Origin of the sequence: Kitasatospora setae KM-6054 (assembly GCF_000269985.1) — a bacterium.
GTDB classification, from domain to species: Bacteria; Actinomycetota; Actinomycetes; order Streptomycetales; family Streptomycetaceae; genus Kitasatospora; species Kitasatospora setae.
Genome location: NC_016109.1, coordinates 2993340 through 3011348, shown reverse-complemented (window position 1 = coordinate 3011348; position 18009 = coordinate 2993340). Strand labels below are relative to the sequence as shown.

Below are 18009 nucleotides of genomic sequence, written 5' to 3'. Positions count from 1 at the left end.
ACCTGCGGGCAGGGGCGATGACAGTCGGGTCACGTTGTGTCGGCGCCCTGTTGCGCACAGCGCGTTCCGTCGGTCAAGCTCCTGGGAACCCGTCGCGCGGGGGCGCACGCCTGGGCGTGTGTCTCCCCCACAAGCGGGAACCTGATCGCACGAGGGCGCCGCCGCTGGGCGGGGCCCGTCCCGAGCCGTACTCTGAAAGGCACAGGTCGCCAAACGGTGGTAGTCGTTCCCGAACGCGTCACCATCGCTGCCGCCCCTGTCACCGGGGTCGGGCGGCCCGCCGCCGCGTCCCTTCGTGTAGGCCCGTTTCAGTCGAAGAGTTTTGAGCCATGGCCGGTCAAGAGCCTTCCGCTTCCCCTCACGGCAGCCCGCACCCAGCCGGGCCCGCCGCCGGGGGCCGCGGCGTCCCGCCGCCCGCCGGCGGGTCCGGCCGCCCCGGCGCCTCTCGTCGCGAGCCGCCCGGTTCCGACGCCGGACCGGAGCACGGCATCCCCGAGCGGGATGCTCCCGAGCACGACATCCCCGTACGCGACATCCCCGGAACGGCGGCCGACGCCGTCGCCGGACCTCGACCCGGTACAGCGGAGGACGCGATGACCGACCGATCCCGTCCCGCCACCGGCCGCCGCGACGGCGAACCGCTGCTCCAGGAGCACGGCTCGCGGGCCTGCGACCCGCAGTTCCAGCACGGTGTGGTGGTCGGCTTCGACGGCTCGCTCTCCAGCGAGCGGGCCCTGGCCTACGCCGTCGGCATGGCCCGCCGCTCCCGCTGCGGCCTGGTGATCGTCCACGTCGCCAACCGGCTCCCCACCACCGTCTGGGCCGGCTGCGAGCCACCCGTCTTCGTGGACCTCCCGGACCAGCGCACCGAGATCCTCGGCCTCGAACTCGCCTGCGCCGACTTCCTCTCCGGCGTCCCCTGGATCCTGGTCGAACGCGGTGGGGACATCTGCCACGAGATCGAGGAGGTCGGCCGCGAGTACGCCGCGGACGCCATCGTGGTCGGCAGCACCCACGGCCTGCTCGGCAAGATCTTCGGCTCCGTCTCCGGTCGGCTCGCCCGCCGCGCCAACCGCCCGGTGATCGTCATCCCCTGACCGGCCCGAGCGGCACTGTCCGTCGGGGCACACGACCCGCGCCCGCTGCCGGGCCGACCGGCACTATGGGCCGATCGAGTCGTTCCGGGTCCCACCGGTGCGCCGTGACGGCCCCCGATCGACCGTTTGATTGATCATGCCAAGGTGACCAATCGTCATATCGACGTACTGACAGCCGTGCGACGCATCGCGGCGGCCGCTCCCCGCCGTCCCGTACCCGCGATGCTCGGGGTCGCAATGCTGGCCCCCGCCGTCCTGGGCGGCTGGGCGTCGGAACCTGGCAGCAAGCGCGGCGGCGAGGTGCGCAACGAACTGCGGCTGGACATCAGCACCAACGCCGGCAACGACCCGGGCGTGCGACTCCGCAGCGGGGAGACGGCGACCCGGACCTACCACCTGAGCAACCACGCCGAGTACCCGCTCGGCAACGTGCTGCTGAACGATCCGCAGCTGCCCGACGGCCGCCTCTCGTGCGGGGCGGACCGGAGCATTCCGCCCGGTGGCTCCCTCGACTGCACCACCACCTTCACCGCCGCGGCCGGACCGCAGACCGCCCGGGTCACGGCGGTCGCCGACGCGCCCGGCGGCCTGCCCCAGGCGCACGCCGACGCGTCCACCGGCTACCTGGGCATCACCGCGGGCCTCCGCCTCACCCGGGTGGGCACGCCCTCCGGCACGGGCCTGTCCCGCCGGGCCATGCCCGGAACAGCCCCGAGCGCCACTCCCGGGGACCCGACCGGAGCGGCTTCCGACGCCTCCGCCCACACCTCCGCAGCCTCCGCCCACGTTTCTGCGGAAACCACCGCCGGAGCCGCTGGCAGGCCCGCGACCAGGGCGGTGACCGGCGTCGGCGGTACCATCGAACTCCAGTACCGCCTGGAGGCGTTCGGTGACGTCCCGATCACCGCCGCCTCGATCACCGAAGGGCTGCCTGGGCTTGGCGCGGTGGACTGCCAGGGCCTCGACGGCAGCCGCACCATCGCTCCCGGGCAGGCCGTCGACTGCCGGGCGACCGGTACCGCTCGCCCGGGCCGCCAGACCGGCAGGGCCCACGCGGACGGCCTGGCGGACGACGCGACCGTCGGCCCGGACGGCCGCCGCCAAGCCCCCCGCCGGGTCTCCGCCGAGGCCGACGGGGCCTACGACGGGCTACGGCCGACCCCGCCGACCCAGGAGCCGAGCGCACCCGCGCCCACCGGCCCGGGTACCGGTCCGGGCTCCGGTACGGGTCCTGGCCCTGGCGACGGCGTCAGCCCCGGCCCGGGTGCCGGTACGGGAACGGGGCCGGGGCCGGGCAGCGCGACCGGCACGGGCCCCGGCACCAGTACCGGCGCCGGACCCGGGACGGCGGGAGCGGGCGGGAGCGGGAACGCGGGCACGCCGCCGACGTCCTCGGGGGACTCCGTCCCGCCGGGACTCCTCCCGGTGTCCGTCCCGCCCGGCTCCCAGCCGCTGGCCGCCGCACCGGGTCGGCAGCCCGGCGCCGCAGCGCCGGGTCTGCCTGCGGCGGCCGGGGCCGCCGGGGCCCTGGCCCTGGGCGGGCAGGTGCTAGCCCCGTTCCTCCCCGGGCAGGCGCCGGCCCTGCTGCCGGGCGGGAGCGCCTTCGCCCGGCCGGCCTCGCCCTTCACCGCGTCGGGGCAGGCCGGTCCGGCAAGTCCCCGGGCCGGGAGCCAGGTCGGTGGCATGGTGGCGAACCTCGGGGGTGTGGCGGGCCTCCAGGCGGCAGCGTCCCCGGGCCCGAGCCGGGGGGTCACACCGGGGGCGAGCACCCCGGTCAGCCCCCTCCCACAGCAGTCGGCGTCCGCTGCGGGACGGTCCCCGGAGGGGCAGGCGCAGAGCCAGTTCGCGGAAGGGGACTGGCCGCCGGGGGAGGAGGACGACCCCTGGGACAGCACCGAGGTGATGATGCTCATGCTGGCGCTCGTCCTGCCGATCCTGTGCGTACTGGCGGCCGCGTTCACCACCCGAGGTCGAGGCCGGAGGCGGCGGTGACCGGGGCGATTCCGGCCGTACTGGCCGCACTGTCCGCACCGGCAGCGGTGGTGCCGGATGTGACGGCGGTGCCGACGCTGACGGAGCGGAGGGGCGTGCCGCGCGCGGGCGGGCAGGGGGCCGTGCCCGCCGCGTTCGCGGCAGCGGCGGGCACGGGTGCGGCTGGCCCTGCTGACAGCACTGTTGTCGAGTCAAGGATCGGGTCGGAGCGCATGCCGGTGGTCGGCGGGCGGGCGGGCCCGCGCGCGGGTGCCGGGGGTCGGCCCGGTGTGCGCGCGGGCATGGTCGGGCCGCGATGCTGACCGTCACCCTCGCCGCCGTGTCGGGTGCGGTGCTGGCGCTGGTGATCGGCCTGTTGCTGGGGCGGACCAAGCGGGCGCGTGAAGGGACGACGACACCGCAGGCGATGTCCTTCGCCGGGGCGGCGATCCTCGGCTTCTTCGCGCTCTTCCTGGGCTTCAGCATCGCCGGCACCTGGCAGCAGCTGAACGCGGCGCGCCAGCACACCTACGAGGAGTCGCGGGCTCTCACGGAGGCTTACTGGACGGCCGGCGGCCTGCCCGACGCCGACCGGCCCGTGGTGCGGGCCAGACTGCGGACCTACACCGGGGTGGTGATCGACGACGAGTGGGCCACCATGCAGCACGACACCGGGAGTCAGAACGCCTGGCGGGCGATCGACCAGGTGCGGGCCGCCGTCGACCATGCCACGGCGCACAGCCAGGTCGAGGCGAGTGCCCGGACCGACGTGCTGCGGAGCCTGTCCGAGGTCAACGCCAAGCGGAACGCGCGGCTGGGTGATCTCCGTGCGTCGGTGCCCGTCCTGGCGATCGGCGGCCTGCTGGTGGGGGCGGTGTTCGTCCTGGCCACCCCCTCGGTGATCGGGCTGACCTCCAATCCGCGGAATCTGGTGCTGATGTGCTTCGTGGGCGCCTCCGTGGCGTTCGGGGTGAGCATGGTGGCGGTGATGAGCGGGCCGTTCTCCGGCGCGGTGCGCGTCCAACCGACGGCGTTCCAGTTGGCGTTGGAGCGCTACGACCAGATCGACGACGACGCCGGGAAGTCGGCCCCGCCGCTGTTCCGGCCCTGACCGGCCCTGACCGGTGCGGCGCAGTGCGCTACACCGGGTTCAGGGCATCTGACCGGCCGCGCCCGCGCCCGCCGAATTTCAGGACGTCACGCCGAGTTCGCGTGCGATGAGCATCCGTTGGACCTCCGAAGTCCCCTCGCCGATTTCCAGGATCTTGCAGTCGCGCCACATGCGGGCGACCGGGTACTCGTTCATGAAGCCGTAGCCGCCGTGGATCTGGGTCGCCTCGCGGGCGTTGTCGACCGCGGCCTCGGACGCGTACAGCTTGGCGATGGCCGCCTCCTTCTTGAACGGCTCGGCGTGCAGCAGCCGGGAGGCGGCGTCCCGCCAGGCCAGGCGGGAGATGTGCGCGCGTGTCTCCATGTCGGCGAGCTTGAACTGGATGACCTGGTTGGCGCCGATCGGCCGCCCGAAGGCGCGGCGGGTCCCGGCGTACTGGACGGACTGGTCGACGCACCCCTGGGCCAGGCCGGTGGCCAGGGCCGCGATGGCGATGCGGCCCTCGTCGAGGATGCGCAGGAACTGGGCGTAGCCGCGGCCCTGGCGTCCGAGCAGGTTGGCGGCAGGCACGCGACAGTCGGTGAAGGACAGCTCTCGGGTGTCGGAGGCGTTCCACCCAACCTTCGAATACTTCTTCGACACCTGGAACCCGGCGGTTCCAGTGGGAACGATGATGGAGGAGATTTCCCTGGTAGGCGAGTGATTTGACGATCCATCACTCGAATGTGTGAGCGGTTCGGTCAGCGCGGTGACGGTCACCAGCCCGGTGATGTCGGTGCCGGAGTTGGTGATGAAGCACTTGCTGCCGTTGATCACCCACTCGTCGGTGGCCTCGTCGTAGCGCGCGGTGGTCCGGGTCGCGCCCGCGTCCGTGCCGCCCTCGGGCTCGGTCAGGCCGAAGGCGCCGAGCACCTCGCCGGACGTCAGCTTCGGCAGCCACTCGCGCTTCTGCTCCTCGGTGCCGAAGAGGTGGATCGGCATCGCGCCCAGCGAGACCGCGGCCTCCAGGGTGATCGCCACCGAGGAGTCCACCCGGGCCAGTTCCTCCAGGACCAGGCAGAGCGCGAAGTAGTCGCCGCCCATGCCGCCGTACTCCTCCGGGAAGGGCAGCCCGAACAGGCCCATCCGCCCCATCTCCCGGATGATTTCGTACGGGAATTCATTCTGCTCGTAGTATTCGCCGATCTTCGGCGCAATCACGTCGTTGGCGAACTCCGCGACGGTGCGGCGGAGTTCCTCGTACTCACTGCTCAGGCGGTGGTCGAGCACGGCTGATCCTCCCGGGATCGCGGCCTGGTGGGCCTGGTGGGGCGGGTGGTCGGAGGGGGGTCGGGGGTCAGCCCGTCGGCCCGAGCAGGGCGCGGACGGTCCTCGACGGGCTGGGGCGGCCGAGGTGACGGGCCATCCAGCCGCTGGTCGCGGCGAGCGCGGCGAGGTCCACGCCGGTCTCCACGCCCAGGCCGTGCAGCATCCAGACCAGGTCCTCGGTGGCCAGGTTGCCGGTCGCGCTCTTGGCGTACGGGCAGCCGCCGAGGCCGCCGGCCGAGGCGTCCACCACGGTCACGCCGGAGCGCAGCGCCGCCAGGGTGTTGGCGAGCGCCTGCCCGTAGGTGTCGTGGAAGTGCACCGCCAGCCGTTCGACCGGAACACCGGAACGGGTGAATGCGGCGAGCAGTGTGTTGACGTGCCCCGGGGTGGCGACGCCGATGGTGTCGCCGAGGCTCAGTTCGGCGCAGCCCATCTCCAGCAGCGCCAGGCCGTGGCGGACCACCTGTTCGACCGGGACCGGCCCCTCCCAGGGGTCGCCGAAGCACATCGACAGGTAGCCGCGCACCGGCACCCCGGCGTCCGCGGCGCGTTCGACCACCGGGCGGAACATCGCCATCGCCTCGTCCGCCGAGCGGTTCAGGTTCCGCCGGGCGAAGGTCTCGGTCGCGCTGGCGAACACCGCGATCTCGGCGGCGCGATGCGCCAGCGCCCGGTCCAGCCCGCGCTCGTTGGGCACCAGGACGGGCAGCCGCAGCCCCGGGAAGCGCTCCGGCAGCCCGGCCAGCCGGGGCATCAGCTCCTCGGCGTCCGCCAGCTGCGGCACCCACTTGGGGTGGACGAAGCTGGTGGCCTCGACGGTGCGCAGCCCGGCGGCGGCGAGCCGGGTGATGAATTCGGCCTTCACCTCCACGGGGACGAGGGCGCCCTCGTTCTGCAGCCCGTCGCGCGCGCCGACCTCGTAGATGCGGACCCGGCCGGGCAGCTCCGGATCGCGGACCGGCTGCGGAAGACCGAGTTCGAGCACGGTCGGATCGACCTGCGGGGAGGTGCCGGGGGTGGTCGGCGGCGTGCTCATCGGGCCGCCTCCGGGAGGGGCGCGGCGGGTTCGGACGGCTCCTCGGCCGCCGTGACGGCCGCTGTGACGGTCACCAGCGGCGCGTCCATCGTGACGGTCGCGCCGGCGGTCACCCGCAGGTCGTCGACGGTGCCGTCGTGCGGCGCGGAGATGACGTGCTCCATCTTCATGGCCTCCAGGACCAGCAGCGCCTGGCCGCGTCGGACGGGTTCGCCGGGCTCGACCTTGACCACGGTGACGGTGCCTGGCATCGGCGCGGTGAGGGTGCCGTGGTGGACGGTGCCGGCCGCGGCGCGCTCGGCGATTGCGTCGAACGGGTGAACGGGCCAGGCGTCCCCGTCCACGCCGAGCCAGTGGGTGACCCCCTCCGGCGTGCGTTCCGCGGCGACCGTGAAAGTGGCCTGCAGGCCGTCAACGGCAAGGCGCAGCAGGGTTCCGTCGAGACTCGCCCTGGCCTTCCGGACCGGCCCGCCGACCACGCGGACCTCCCACTCGGGGGAGGACGTCGCGGAAAAACCGCTAGCGCTCTCGAATTCACCATTGGTAATCATTCGACAGCTCACGGTGACCGGTTCGCGGCCGGGGATCCGGAGCCGGTGCGTGGTCCACGCGGCCTCGCCACCGAGCCGCCAGCCCGAAGGGAGGGAGAAGGGATCGGTCCAGCCGTCGGAGGCGTCGGCGCGGCCGAGTTCGAGCTGCCGCAGCAGTGCGGCGGCGAAGTGGAGCAGGTCGACCGACTCGGGACGGGTGTACGGGGAGCTCAGCAGGGAGGCGTCCTGCTGGGCACTGCGTTCCACCAGTCCGGTGTCGAGCCGTCCTGCCGTCACCTCGGGCTGCGCCAGCAGCCGGCGCAGGTAGCCGGTGTTGGTGGTGACGCCCAGGATGCGGGTCTCGGCGAGTGCGGCCCGCAGCCGACGGATCGCGGTCGGGCGGTCGGGCCCGTACGCGATCACCTTGGCGAGCATCGGGTCGTACAGGCTGCCGATCCGGTCACCGGGTGCGATTCCGGAGTCCACCCGGACGCCCTCCCCGGAGGGTTCGTCCAGCAGCAGCACCTCACCGCCGGTGGGCAGGAAGTCCCGTTCCGGGTCCTCGGCGCAGATGCGGGCCTCGATCGCGTGGCCCAGGAAGGAGACGTCCGACTGAGCGAACGGCAGTGCCTCGCCCGCGGCGACGCGCAGCTGCCACTCCACCAGGTCCAACCGCCGCGGGCCGTCCGGCCCGTCCACGGCGACAGCGAGTTCGGTGACGGGGTGTTCCACCTGGAGGCGGGTGTTCATCTCCATGAAGAAGAAGTCGAGGACGTCGTCCGCGTCCGGCCCGGCCGGGTTGCCGCCGGGGACGATGAACTCGACCGTGCCGGCGCCGGTGTAGCCGCAGGCTTCGGCGGCGCGCACCGCGGCCGCGCCCATCGCGGCGCGGGTCCGAGGGTTCAACAGGACGGAAGGGGCCTCTTCGATGAGTTTCTGATGGCGGCGCTGCAGACTGCACTCGCGCTCGCCGAGGTGGACGGTCCGGCCGTGGGTGTCGGCCAGGACCTGCACCTCGATGTGCCGGGGCTGGTCGACCCAGCGCTCCAGCAGCAGGGTGTCGTCGCCGAACGCGGTGCGGGCCACCCGGCGGGCGGCGGCGAGCTCGGCGGGCAGCTCGGCCGGGTCGCGGACCAGCCGCATGCCCTTGCCGCCGCCGCCGGCCGAGGGCTTGAGCAGCACCGGGTAGCCGATCCGGGTCGCCGCCTCGATCAGCTGCTCGTCGCTGGGCGAGCCGTCCTCGCTGCCGGGGACGACCGGCACCCCGGCGGCCCGGACGGCCTCCTTGGCGTTGATCTTGTCGCCCATCAGCTCCACCGCGGCCGGCGGCGGGCCGATGAAGACCAGCCCGGCGTCCGTGCAGGCCTCGGCGAACGCGGAGTTCTCGGCGAGGAACCCGTAGCCGGGGTGGACGGCCTGCGCGCCGGTCCGGCGGGCGGCGTCCAGGATCAGGTCGGCGCGCAGGTACGTCTCGGCGGCCGAGCTGTCGCTCCGGTCGGCGGGCCCGAGCCGGACCGCGAGGTCGGCGGCCCGGACGTGCGGGGCGTCGGCGTCCGCGTCGCTGTGCACGGCGACCGAACGCACGCCCAACCGCCGGAGGGTGCGGATGACCCGCAGCGCGATCTCGCCGCGGTTGGCGACGAGCACGGTGTCGAACATGAGAGGTGTTCCTCCGTCACGAAGGGAACGGTGAGCGAATGGACGATGCGTCACCAGCGGCGGCCCCGGCGGGGCGTCACATGCGGAAGACCCCGAACGGGCGCGGTTCGGCGAGCGGGGCGTTGGCGCAGGCGGTGAGCGCCAGGCCGAGTGTGGTACGGGTCTGCAGCGGGTCGATCACACCGTCGTCCCACAGCCGGGCGGTGGCGTAGTACGCGTTGCCCTGGCGCTCGTACTGCTCGCGGACGGGGCGCTTGAACTCGTCCTCGTCCTCGGGGGGCCACTGCTCGCCGCGGGCCTCCACCTGGTCGCGGCGGACGGTGGCCAGCACCGAGGCCGCCTGCTCCCCGCCCATCACGGAGATCTTCGCGTTCGGCCACATCCACAGGAAGCGGGGTGAGTAGGCCCGGCCGCACATCGAGTAGTTGCCCGCCCCGTACGAGCCGCCGATCACCACGGTCAGCTTGGGCACCCGGGTGCAGGCCACCGCGGTGACCATCTTGGCGCCGTGCTTGGCGATGCCGCCGGCCTCGTACTGGCGGCCCACCATGAAACCGGTGATGTTCTGCAGGAAGAGGAGGGGGATGCCGCGCTGGTCGCACAGTTCGATGAAGTGCGCGCCCTTGAGCGCGGACTCGGCGAACAGGACGCCGTTGTTGGCGACGATGCCGACGGGGTGGCCGTGGATCCGGGCGAAGCCGGTCACCAGGGTGGTGCCGTACTCGGCCTTGAACTCGGCGAACCGGCTGCCGTCGACCAGCCGGGCGATCACCTCGCGCACGTCGTAGGGGGTGCGCGGGTCCACCGGCACCACGCCGTACAACCCGGCCGGGTCGACCGCGGGCGGCTCGACCGGGGCGAGCGGCCACGGCCTGGCGGCTCGCGGGCCCAGCCCGGCCACGATGGTGCGGACGATGGAGAGCGCGTGCGCGTCGTCCTCCGCCAGGTGGTCGGTCACGCCCGAGGTGCGGGAGTGGAGGTCGCCGCCGCCCAGTTCCTCGGCGGTCACCACCTCGCCGGTGGCGGCCTTCACCAGCGGGGGGCCGCCCAGGAAGATGGTGCCCTGGTTGCGGACGATCACCGCTTCGTCGCTCATCGCCGGGACGTACGCGCCGCCCGCTGTGCAGGAGCCGAGCACCGCCGCGATCTGCGGGATCCCGGCGGCGGACAGGCGTGCCTGGTTGTAGAAGATCCGCCCGAAGTGGTCGCGGTCGGGGAACACCTCGTCCTGCATCGGCAGGAACGCCCCGCCGGAGTCCACCAGGTAGATGCAGGGCAGCCGGTTCTCCAGGGCCACCTCCTGCGCGCGCAGGTGCTTCTTCACCGTCATCGGGTAGTACGTACCGCCCTTGACCGTGGCGTCGTTGGCCACCACCAGGACCTCGCGACCGGCGACCCGGCCGATGCCGGCGATCACCCCGGCGGCCGGGGCGGCCCCGTCGTACAGGCCGTCGGCGGCCAGCGGGGCCAGCTCGAGGAACGGCGACCCGGGGTCGAGCAGGGTGTCCACCCGCTCCCGGGGCAGGAGCTTGCCGCGGGCGACGTGCTTGGCGCGCGCCTTCTCACCGCCGCCGAGCGCCGCCGCCGCGAGCTTGCCGCGCAGTTCGGCGACCAGCTCCCGGTGGGCCTGCGCGTTGGCCAGGCCGGCCGGAGCGGACGGGTCGACCGCGCTCTCCAGCCGGGGGGCCGGCGCGTCGGCGGCGCTGAACGGCGGTGCGGAGGGGGCGGTGCCCCGCGGAGGAGCGGGAGACCACGGAGGGGTCTGTGTCGAAGAGATGACCATCCCAAGAGCTCCCTTGCCCTCGGATTCGGATCCGGGCAGGCCGAAGGGCGAGTCGGCCTGCCCGTGTTAATGAGCGTTAACTCTGCGGCCAGGTTAACCATCGATAACCCGACTGTCTACGATGGGCAGCATGCCCAACCGCGCCACCGCCCCCGCGCTCCCACGCCGTGACCAGATCCGGAAGGAGGCCGCCAGGCTCTTCGCCGCCCGCGGCTTCCTCGGCGTAGGCGTCGACGAGATCGGCAAGGCGGTCGGCATCAGCGGCCCCGGCCTGTACCGGCACTTCGCGGGCAAGGACGCGATGCTCGCCGACCTGCTGGTCGGCATCAGCGAGCGCCTGCTGGAGGAGGGGCGGCGCCGCGAGGGCGAGGCCGCCGGGCCGCGGGCCGCGCTGGACTCCCTGATCGACGGGCACATCGACTTCGCCCTGGACGACCGGGACCTGATCACCCTCCACGACCGCGAGCTGCTCCACCTCAAGGAGGCGGACCGCCGCCGGGTGCGCCGGCTCCAGCGCGGCTACGTCGAGCTCTGGGTCGCGGTGGTGCGCGAGGCCTTCCCGCCGCTGGCCGCGCCCGAGGCGGAGCCGGTCGCCCGCGCTGCCGTGCACGCGGTGTTCGGCCTGCTCAACTCCACCCCGCACAGCGCCGCCCGGCAGCAGGCCCAGGCCCAGGCGCAGGCCGACGCCGGTTCCGAGCGCTCCGGGCTGGCCCGCGACCACATGGCAGCCCTGCTCCGTGCGCTCGCCCAGGGGGCGTTCGTGGCCGCCGCCGCGGCGGCCGGAGGAATCGAGGCGGCCGGAGGGGCCGGAAGGGTCGAAGGGGCTGCGGAGGCCGTGGAAGCCGGAGGGGTCGAAGGGGCCGGGGAGCCCGGCGGGGTGGGTGACCTGTAGCAGGGTCCACCCCCTGCGGCCGGTTGACCTGCGGAGGCGTGTCTGCCGCGGCCGGCCGGGGTGAGGCCAGCCCCACCCCCACCTAGGACGATCGGCTGATCCAGGTCTAGCCGATCGTCCGAGGCGCACCACCGCGCAATGCGGGCAACCTGTAGACGGGAAGGAAGCTCGGCCCGAGGTCGTTCAGCTTCCCATGCGCCCTCGAAACCGATGGACGCTCCACCGGCCGAATGGTTAGCATCACTAAATATGCCTGAGACTCATGGTTTTCCTGAGCGCAGTTGGCTCCGCCGACTCGGTGGCTACTGCTGGCGCTACCGTCGCAACCTGCTGCTGTCCTTCGGGGCCTCGCTGGTCGGCATGGCGATCACCGCGGCCGTCCCGCTCATCACCAAGGTGATCATCGACGACGTGATTACCGCGCACAGCCGCTCGCTCACCCCGTGGGCGGTGCTGCTGCTGGTCGCGGCCGCGGCGGTGTTCCTCTGCACCCAGATCCGGCGGTACTACGGCGGGCAGCTCGCGCTGGACGTCCAGCACGACATGCGCGCCGACCTGTTCCGCTCGCTGACCAGGCTCGACGGCCACCGGCAGGACCGGCTGGACACCGGCCAGGTGGTCGGCCGGGCCACCTCCGACCTGCAGTTGGTCAACGGCCTGCTGTCGATGCTGCCGATGATGACGGGCTACGCCCTGATGTTCGGCATGTCGCTGGTGGTCATGCTCTGGCTGTCCGTGCCGCTGACCCTGATCGCCCTGGTGATGGGCCCGGTCCTGTGGTGGCTGGCCACCCTCAGTCGCAAGCGCCTGTTCCCCGCCACCTGGGACGCCCAGCAGCGGGCCGCCGAGGTCGCGGGCGTGGTGGACGCCGCGATCGGCGGGGTCCGGGTGGTCAAGGGCTTCGGCCAGGAGGCCCAGGAGCGGGGCAAGCTGGAGCGCGTCTCGCGCGGGCTGTTCGCGGCCCGGCTGCGGTCGATCCGGCTGAACGCCCGCTATACCCCCGCCATGCAGGCCGTCCCCGCGCTCGGACAGGTCGCGGTGCTCGCCGTCGGCGGCTGGCTGGCCGTCCGGGGGGACGTCACGCTCGGTACCTTCGTCGCCTTCTCCACCTACCTGGCGCAGATGACCGGCCCGGTCCGGATGCTCGCCATGGTGATCACCGTGGGCCAGCAGGCCCGCGCCGGAGTGGAGCGCGTCCTGCAGCTGGTCGACCAGCGCCCGCTGGTCTCCGAGCCGGCCGACGCCCGGCCGCTCGACCCGGCCGCCGCGTCGGCCGAGACCCCCGCGCTGGAGCTCGACCGGGTCGACTTCCACTACCGCGCCGAGGAGCACCCCGAGCCGGGCAGCGTGCCCGACGGCGTTCCGGTGCTGGAGGGTCTCAGCCTGCGGCTCGCCCAGGGGGAGACGCTGGCCCTGGTCGGCGCCTCCGGCTCCGGCAAGTCCACCGTCGCCCAGCTGGTGCCCCGCTTCTACGACCCGACCTCCGGCACCGTCCGCCTGTTCGGGCAGGACGTCCGCGAGGTGACCCTCGACTCGGTGCGCGCGACCATCGGCATCGTGCCCGAGGAGAGCTTCCTGTTCTCCGAGAGCGTCCGCACCAACATCGCCTACGGGCACCCGGAAGCCACCAATGAGCAGATCGAGGCCGCCGCCCGGATCGCCCAGGCCGACGGCTTCATCCGGGAACTCCCCGGCGGCTACGACACCAAGGTCGGCGAACAGGGCCTCACCCTCTCCGGCGGCCAGCGCCAGCGCATCGCGCTCGCCCGGGCCGTCCTCACCGACCCGCGCCTGCTGCTGCTGGACGACGCCACCTCTGCGGTGGACCCGCAGATCGAGGCGGAGATCCACGACGCGCTGCACAGCGTGATGGCCGGCCGCACCACCCTGCTGATCGCCCACCGCCGCTCCACCCTGCAGCTCGCCGACCGGATCGCCGTCCTGGAGGCCGGACGGCTGATCGACCTCGGCACGCACGAGGAGCTCACCGCCCGATGTCCGCGCTACCGGTCGCTCATCACCGACCCGGACGCGCTGGCCGCCCCGGCCCCCGCCCACGGAGCCGCGCCCGAGCGGGCCGCCGCCGAGGCAGCGTCCGCCCCGGCCGCCGCCAAGCCCGGCGCGGACGCCGCACTGCTCGCCAAGGTCGCCGCACTGCCGCCCGCGACGGACACCCCCGAGGTCCCGATCGAGCAGGCCGAGGCCGCCGACCCCCGGTTCAGCCTGGCCCGGCTGCTCGCCCCGTTCCGCCGCCCGCTGCTGCTCGCCCTGTTCCTGGTCGCGCTGGACACCGCGGCCGGACTCACCCTGCCGGTCCTGATCCGGCACGGCATCGACGACGGCGTCAGCAAGGCGGCGATCGGCGGCGTCGCGGTCGCCTCCCTGCTGGCCCTCGCCGTCGTCCTGTTCGACTGGCTGGTGCAGGCCACCGAGAGCCAGGTCTCCGGCCGCACCGGCGAACGCGTCCTCTACACCCTGCGCCTGAAGATCTTCGCGCACCTCAACCGGCTCGGCCTCGACTACTACGAGCGGGAGCTGACCGGCCGGATCATGACGCGGATGACCACCGACGTCGACTCCATCTCCTCGTTCCTGCAGACCGGCGTGGTCACCGCGGTGGTCAGCGTCTTCACCTTCCTCGGCATCTTCGCCGCCCTGATCGTGATCGACCCCGGCCTGGCCCTGGTGGTCTTCGCGGTGCTCCCGCCGCTGATCATCGCCACGCTGGTGTTCCGCCGGAAGTCCGCCCAGCAGTACCAGGTCTCCCGGGACCTGATCAGCACCGTCAACGCGGACCTGCAGGAGAACGTCGCCGGCATGCGGATCGTCCAGGCCTTCCGCCGGCAGGACGCCAACACCGAGCGGTTCGTCGAACGCGGCCTCGCCTACCGGCACGCCCGGGCCAAGGCCCAGTTCTACATCTCGCTGTACTTCCCGTTCGTGCAGTTCCTCTCCAGCGTCGCCTCCGCGCTGGTGCTGATCGCCGGCGCCTCCCGGGTCGACAACGGGACCCTCACCATCGGCGCCCTGGTCGCCTACCTGCTGTACATCGACCTGTTCTTCGCGCCGGTCAACCAGCTCTCGCAGATCTTCGACGGCTACCAGCAGGCCGCCGTCGGCCTCGGCCGGATCCGCGACCTGCTGCGCACCCCCACCAGCACGCCGCAGGCCGAGAACCCCGTCCCGGTCGGCACGCTGCGCGGCGAGGTCGACTTCCGGAACGTCAGCTTCGCCTACAACGGCGGGGGTGAGGGCAACCCCGAGGTGCTCTCCGGCATCGACCTGCACATCCCGCCGGGCCAGACCGTCGCCCTGGTCGGCGAGACCGGGGCGGGCAAGTCCACCCTGGTCAAGCTGGTCGCCCGGTTCTACGACGCCACCGGCGGCGCCCTGCGGGTGGACGGCACCGACCTCACCAGCTACGACCTGGAGGAGTACCGGCACCGGCTCGGCGTCGTCCCGCAGGAGGCCTACCTCTTCGCCGGGACGGTCCGCGACGCCATCGCCTACGGCCGACCCGACGCGAGCGACAGCGAGGTCGAAGCGGCGGCCAAGGCGGTCGGCGCCCACGAAATGATCACCAGGCTGCCCGGCGGCTACCGCCACCAGGTCGCCCCCCGCGGCCGCAACCTCTCCGCGGGCCAGCGCCAGCTCATCGCGCTCGCCCGGGCCGAGCTGGTCGACCCCGACATCCTGCTCCTCGACGAGGCCACCGCCGCACTCGACCTCGCCACCGAAGCCGCCGTCAACCACGCCGCCGACCGACTCAGCGGCGGACGCACCACCCTGGTCATCGCCCACCGGCTCACCACCGCCGAACGCGCCGACCGGATCGTCGTCCTCGACCACGGCCGAATAGTGGAGGACGGCACCCACGCCGAACTGCTCGACCGCGACGGCGCCTACGCCAAACTGTGGAGCGCCTTCATCGCGGAAGGGCACCCGACACCGGCCCTCGGCTGAGCGTTCGGGGAGGCGGCGAGCCCGGGAGCCGATGAGCCGGCGGGCCAGCGGGCCGGTGCGGCGCCGTACCCGCCGTCCGGCGGCGGGTACGGAACGCCGGTAAGGAACGGTCGGAGGCCCTGGCGGGGAAAGACCGTTCGATCACGGAGCTGTCTCGGGCGGGATGCGACTGGGCCGCTCACCGGTTGCGACTCGGCCACCGGCCGCCACACCGGCGGACCGCCTGGTAGACAGAACGGGCGACCGACGGAGGGGACGGGAGCACCACCCCCGTCACCAGGTCGAGAGGCCACGCCCATGCGCCCACGCGCGTCCGCGCCGCCGACGGTCGCCCTCTACGCGGCCGGCCAGCTGCCCGCCTACCTGCTGCCCACCCTGGTGGGCCGCCTGACCGGCGGGCTCGGCCTGACCGCCACCCAGGCCGGAGCACTCGGCAGCACCCTGCTGCTCGCGTCCGCCACCGTCGCGCTGCTGCTCGCCGGGCGCGTCACCGCCCTCGGCCCGGGCCGGACCGCCCGGGCCGGCCTCGGCCTGCTCGCGGTCGGCTGCGCGCTCGCCGCCACCGGGCCCGGCCTCCCGCTGCTCGCCGCCGCCCTGGCGGTGGCCGGCCTCGGCGCGGGCGCCGCCACCGCCGTCGCCACCACCGGGCTCGCCGGGGCGGCCGATCCGCACCGCACCACCGTCCGCGCCCTGCTCGCCACCTCGGGCACCGCCGCCGGCCTCTACCTGCTGCTCCCGCACCTCGGCGGTGGCCCGGCGGCCCCCTTCGGCGCGCTCGCACTGGTGGCGCTGGCCGCCGCCGTCCCGGTGCGCGACGCGAGGGGCCACAGGAGCCGCCGCACCCGTCGCGCACCGGTCCCGGCGGACGGCCGCCCGCGCGGCGCGGGCGCCGCGGGCGGGACGCGGGCGGGGGCCGTCGCGCTCATCCTGGCCGTCCCGTTCTGGTCGATGGCGCAGAACGCGCTCTGGGGCATCAGCGGCCAACTGGGCCACCGCCAGGCCGGGATGGGGGAGAGCGCCCTCGGCCTGGTCTTCGCACTGGCGCTGCTCGGTGGCCTGCTCGGGGTGACCGCCGCGGGCGTGCTCGGCACCAGGACCGGCCGTGCGGCCCCGATCGGGCTCGGCACCCTGGTGATCGCCGGGTGCGCCCTGCTGACCGGGACGGCCCGCGGTCCGGCCGCGTTCAGCACCGGCGAGCTGCTGTGGAACCTGCTCTACCCGATGGTGCTCAGCCACCTGCTCGGCCTCGCCGCCGCGCTCGACCCGAGCGGCCGCCGGGCCGTCCAGACCTCCGCCGCCTCCGCCCTCGGCGTCGCCTGCGGGCCGCTGGTCGGCGCCACGCTGGCGAACGGCCTCGGCTACCCGGGAACGGGCGCGGTGCTCGCCGCCCTGCTGCTGGCCAGCGCGGGCCCGCTGACCCTGGCCGCCCTGCCGCGCGGGCCGCGCCGGCCCGTCGGCCCCCGGCTGGTGGTCGGCCGTCCGACCCGCCGCCGGACCGCCCTCCGACGCCGCGCCCGCACCGGGCCCGGCAGCGCCCACCCCGGCGGGGCCGACCCGCTCGTCCGCATCCCGGAGCAGCGCCGGGCGGCCCCGGCCACCCGCCCGGAGGGGCGGACCGTCCGCACCGGCTACGCCTTCAGCAGCGCCCGGAACAGCGCCTCGACGTCCACCCCGGACGGCAGCTCGCTGACCTGACCGTCCCCGACCTCCACCACCCGCCACCGAGCGGCACCGCCCTCGGGGCCGGCGCCTGGGCCGGGGTCAGAGCAGGTGGCGGAGGCGGTGTCGGCGCGGCGGGCCAGGTCGGTGGTGACGAACCGGCACCCCAGCGCCCGGACCAGCGGGCGGACGGCGGACAGGTCCGGCGAGACCCGGTGCGCCGGGCTGTCGGGGTGCGGGCCGACCAGCACCGGTTCGCCGTCCAGCCACCAGACCCGGGCCTCCTCCGTCCGCCCGTCCGCGGCCCGGACGAACGGCTCGAAGCGGCGCAGCACCAGCCCGCCCGCCAGGAACTCGCCCTGCAGTTCGGCGAAGCGCGACGCCACGCGCTCCAGCGCGTCGAGGTCGGCCAGCTCGGGCACGTAGCAGGCTTCGGCCCACTCGTGCTTGCGGGACTTCACGTAGTCCTTGACCACCGCCGGGCCGGAGCCGCCCAGTTCGGCCGCCGCCGCGGCCAACGCCCGGCGGTCCCAGCCGGTGCCGGGGAGCCAGATGCTGGCCGGGGTCAACGGGGCGAACGTCCGGTACCAGCCGGGCAGTTCGTGGGCGGTCGCGTACGCGACCGGTCCGGTCAGCAGCGGGCGGCCGCGGGCCGCCAGGGCCTCGGCGAGCCGGCCGTACCGGGCGGTGGGGATCATCCAGCCCCGGTACCAGAGCGGCCCTCCGCCGGTCGGGACGCGGCGGACCGCCGCCTCGACGTCCCCGGCGAGCAGCGCGTCGTGGTCGAGCAGGGCGTGCTCGCCGCCCACCGCCCGGAGCGCCGCGAGCTCCCAGGCGAAGTGCGGGTCGACCCGTCGGGGGAGGAGCGGGTCGGACGGAAGGATGACGGCAGGCTCGACCATGCGGCTCAGAGTAGGCGCACCACTCGGTGGCGGGCCCGGAACTCCCCGACCCCGCCGCGTCGGGCCGTCCGGGAGCCGCACGGGAGCCGCACGGAAGT

Annotated in this window: 11 protein-coding genes; 6 read left to right on the top strand and 5 right to left on the bottom strand. The window is 74.1% G+C overall.

The features are described from left to right. Window positions 1-593: 593 nt before the first annotated feature. From KSE_RS13215 to KSE_RS13205, 3 genes are all read left to right on the top strand, one after another. Complete coding sequence (locus KSE_RS13215) at window positions 594-1097, top strand: universal stress protein (RefSeq protein ID WP_014135813.1); 504 nt, start codon at window positions 594-596, stop codon at window positions 1095-1097. Window positions 1098-1319: 222 nt separating this feature from the next. After that, window positions 1320-3089, top strand: coding sequence for a hypothetical protein (locus tag KSE_RS13210; protein WP_033259851.1), 1770 nt, complete (start codon window positions 1320-1322; stop codon window positions 3087-3089). Window positions 3090-3384: 295 nt separating this feature from the next. Then, on the top strand, window positions 3385-4179 hold the full coding sequence (locus KSE_RS13205; protein WP_014135811.1) for a bestrophin-like domain: 795 nt from the start codon (window positions 3385-3387) through the stop codon (window positions 4177-4179). Window positions 4180-4257: 78 nt separating this feature from the next. Here KSE_RS13205 and KSE_RS13200 read toward each other — a convergent pair whose 3' ends face one another. The 4 genes from KSE_RS13200 to KSE_RS13185 all read right to left on the bottom strand — a co-directional run bounded on the left by KSE_RS13200 (window position 4258) and on the right by KSE_RS13185 (window position 10495). After that, window positions 4258-5448 carry an acyl-CoA dehydrogenase family protein gene (locus KSE_RS13200; protein ID WP_014135810.1) on the bottom strand — a complete coding sequence of 397 codons (1191 nt, stop codon included), beginning with the start codon at window positions 5446-5448 and terminating at the stop codon, window positions 4258-4260. 67 nt (window positions 5449-5515) lie between these two features. Beyond that, entirely contained in the window at window positions 5516-6523 is a 1008-nt protein-coding gene (locus KSE_RS13195; protein WP_014135809.1) for a hydroxymethylglutaryl-CoA lyase, read from the bottom strand. Beyond that, a complete protein-coding gene (locus KSE_RS13190; RefSeq protein ID WP_014135808.1) occupies window positions 6520-8712 on the bottom strand; it encodes an ATP-binding protein in 2193 nt (730 codons plus the stop codon). The genes KSE_RS13195 and KSE_RS13190 overlap by 4 nt, the downstream gene beginning before the upstream one ends. A gap of 76 nt (window positions 8713-8788) precedes the next feature. Continuing rightward, entirely contained in the window at window positions 8789-10495 is a 1707-nt protein-coding gene (locus tag KSE_RS13185) for a carboxyl transferase domain-containing protein (protein WP_014135807.1), read from the bottom strand. 130 nt (window positions 10496-10625) lie between these two features. Here KSE_RS13185 and KSE_RS13180 point away from each other — a divergent pair, with 130 nt between their 5' ends. The 3 genes from KSE_RS13180 to KSE_RS13170 all read left to right on the top strand — a co-directional run bounded on the left by KSE_RS13180 (window position 10626) and on the right by KSE_RS13170 (window position 17045). Continuing rightward, entirely contained in the window at window positions 10626-11387 is a 762-nt protein-coding gene (locus KSE_RS13180) for a TetR/AcrR family transcriptional regulator (protein ID WP_014135806.1), read from the top strand. A gap of 249 nt (window positions 11388-11636) precedes the next feature. After that, window positions 11637-15350 carry an ABC transporter ATP-binding protein gene (locus KSE_RS13175; RefSeq protein WP_014135805.1) on the top strand — a complete coding sequence of 1238 codons (3714 nt, stop codon included), beginning with the start codon at window positions 11637-11639 and terminating at the stop codon, window positions 15348-15350. A gap of 297 nt (window positions 15351-15647) precedes the next feature. Further along, window positions 15648-17045: an MFS transporter gene (locus tag KSE_RS13170; protein ID WP_014135804.1), complete on the top strand. Its 1398-nt coding sequence runs from the start codon at window positions 15648-15650 to the stop codon at window positions 17043-17045. On the opposite strand, the gene KSE_RS13165 is transcribed toward KSE_RS13170, so the two are convergent. Beyond that, window positions 16979-17911 carry an ATP-grasp domain-containing protein gene (locus KSE_RS13165; RefSeq protein WP_014135803.1) on the bottom strand — a complete coding sequence of 311 codons (933 nt, stop codon included), beginning with the start codon at window positions 17909-17911 and terminating at the stop codon, window positions 16979-16981. The genes KSE_RS13170 and KSE_RS13165 overlap by 67 nt on opposite strands. Between the last annotated feature and the right edge of the window lie 98 nt (window positions 17912-18009).

Bases quoted from the DNA above. Each gene is read 5' to 3' on its own strand.
- KSE_RS13165 (WP_014135803.1), bottom strand. From the start codon at position 17,911: ATGGTCGAGCCTGCCGTCATCCTTCCGTCCGACCCGCTCCTCCCCCGA.
- KSE_RS13185 (WP_014135807.1), bottom strand. From the start codon at position 10,495: ATGGTCATCTCTTCGACACAGACCCCTCCGTGGTCTCCCGCTCCTCCG.
- KSE_RS13195 (WP_014135809.1), bottom strand. From the start codon at position 6,523: ATGAGCACGCCGCCGACCACCCCCGGCACCTCCCCGCAGGTCGATCCG.
- KSE_RS13180 (WP_014135806.1), top strand. From the start codon at position 10,626: ATGCCCAACCGCGCCACCGCCCCCGCGCTCCCACGCCGTGACCAGATC.
- KSE_RS13215 (WP_014135813.1), top strand. From the start codon at position 594: ATGACCGACCGATCCCGTCCCGCCACCGGCCGCCGCGACGGCGAACCG.
- KSE_RS13205 (WP_014135811.1), top strand. From the start codon at position 3,385: ATGCTGACCGTCACCCTCGCCGCCGTGTCGGGTGCGGTGCTGGCGCTG.
- KSE_RS13210 (WP_033259851.1), top strand. From the start codon at position 1,320: ATGCTCGGGGTCGCAATGCTGGCCCCCGCCGTCCTGGGCGGCTGGGCG.
- KSE_RS13175 (WP_014135805.1), top strand. From the start codon at position 11,637: ATGCCTGAGACTCATGGTTTTCCTGAGCGCAGTTGGCTCCGCCGACTC.
- KSE_RS13190 (WP_014135808.1), bottom strand. From the start codon at position 8,712: ATGTTCGACACCGTGCTCGTCGCCAACCGCGGCGAGATCGCGCTGCGG.
- KSE_RS13170 (WP_014135804.1), top strand. From the start codon at position 15,648: ATGCGCCCACGCGCGTCCGCGCCGCCGACGGTCGCCCTCTACGCGGCC.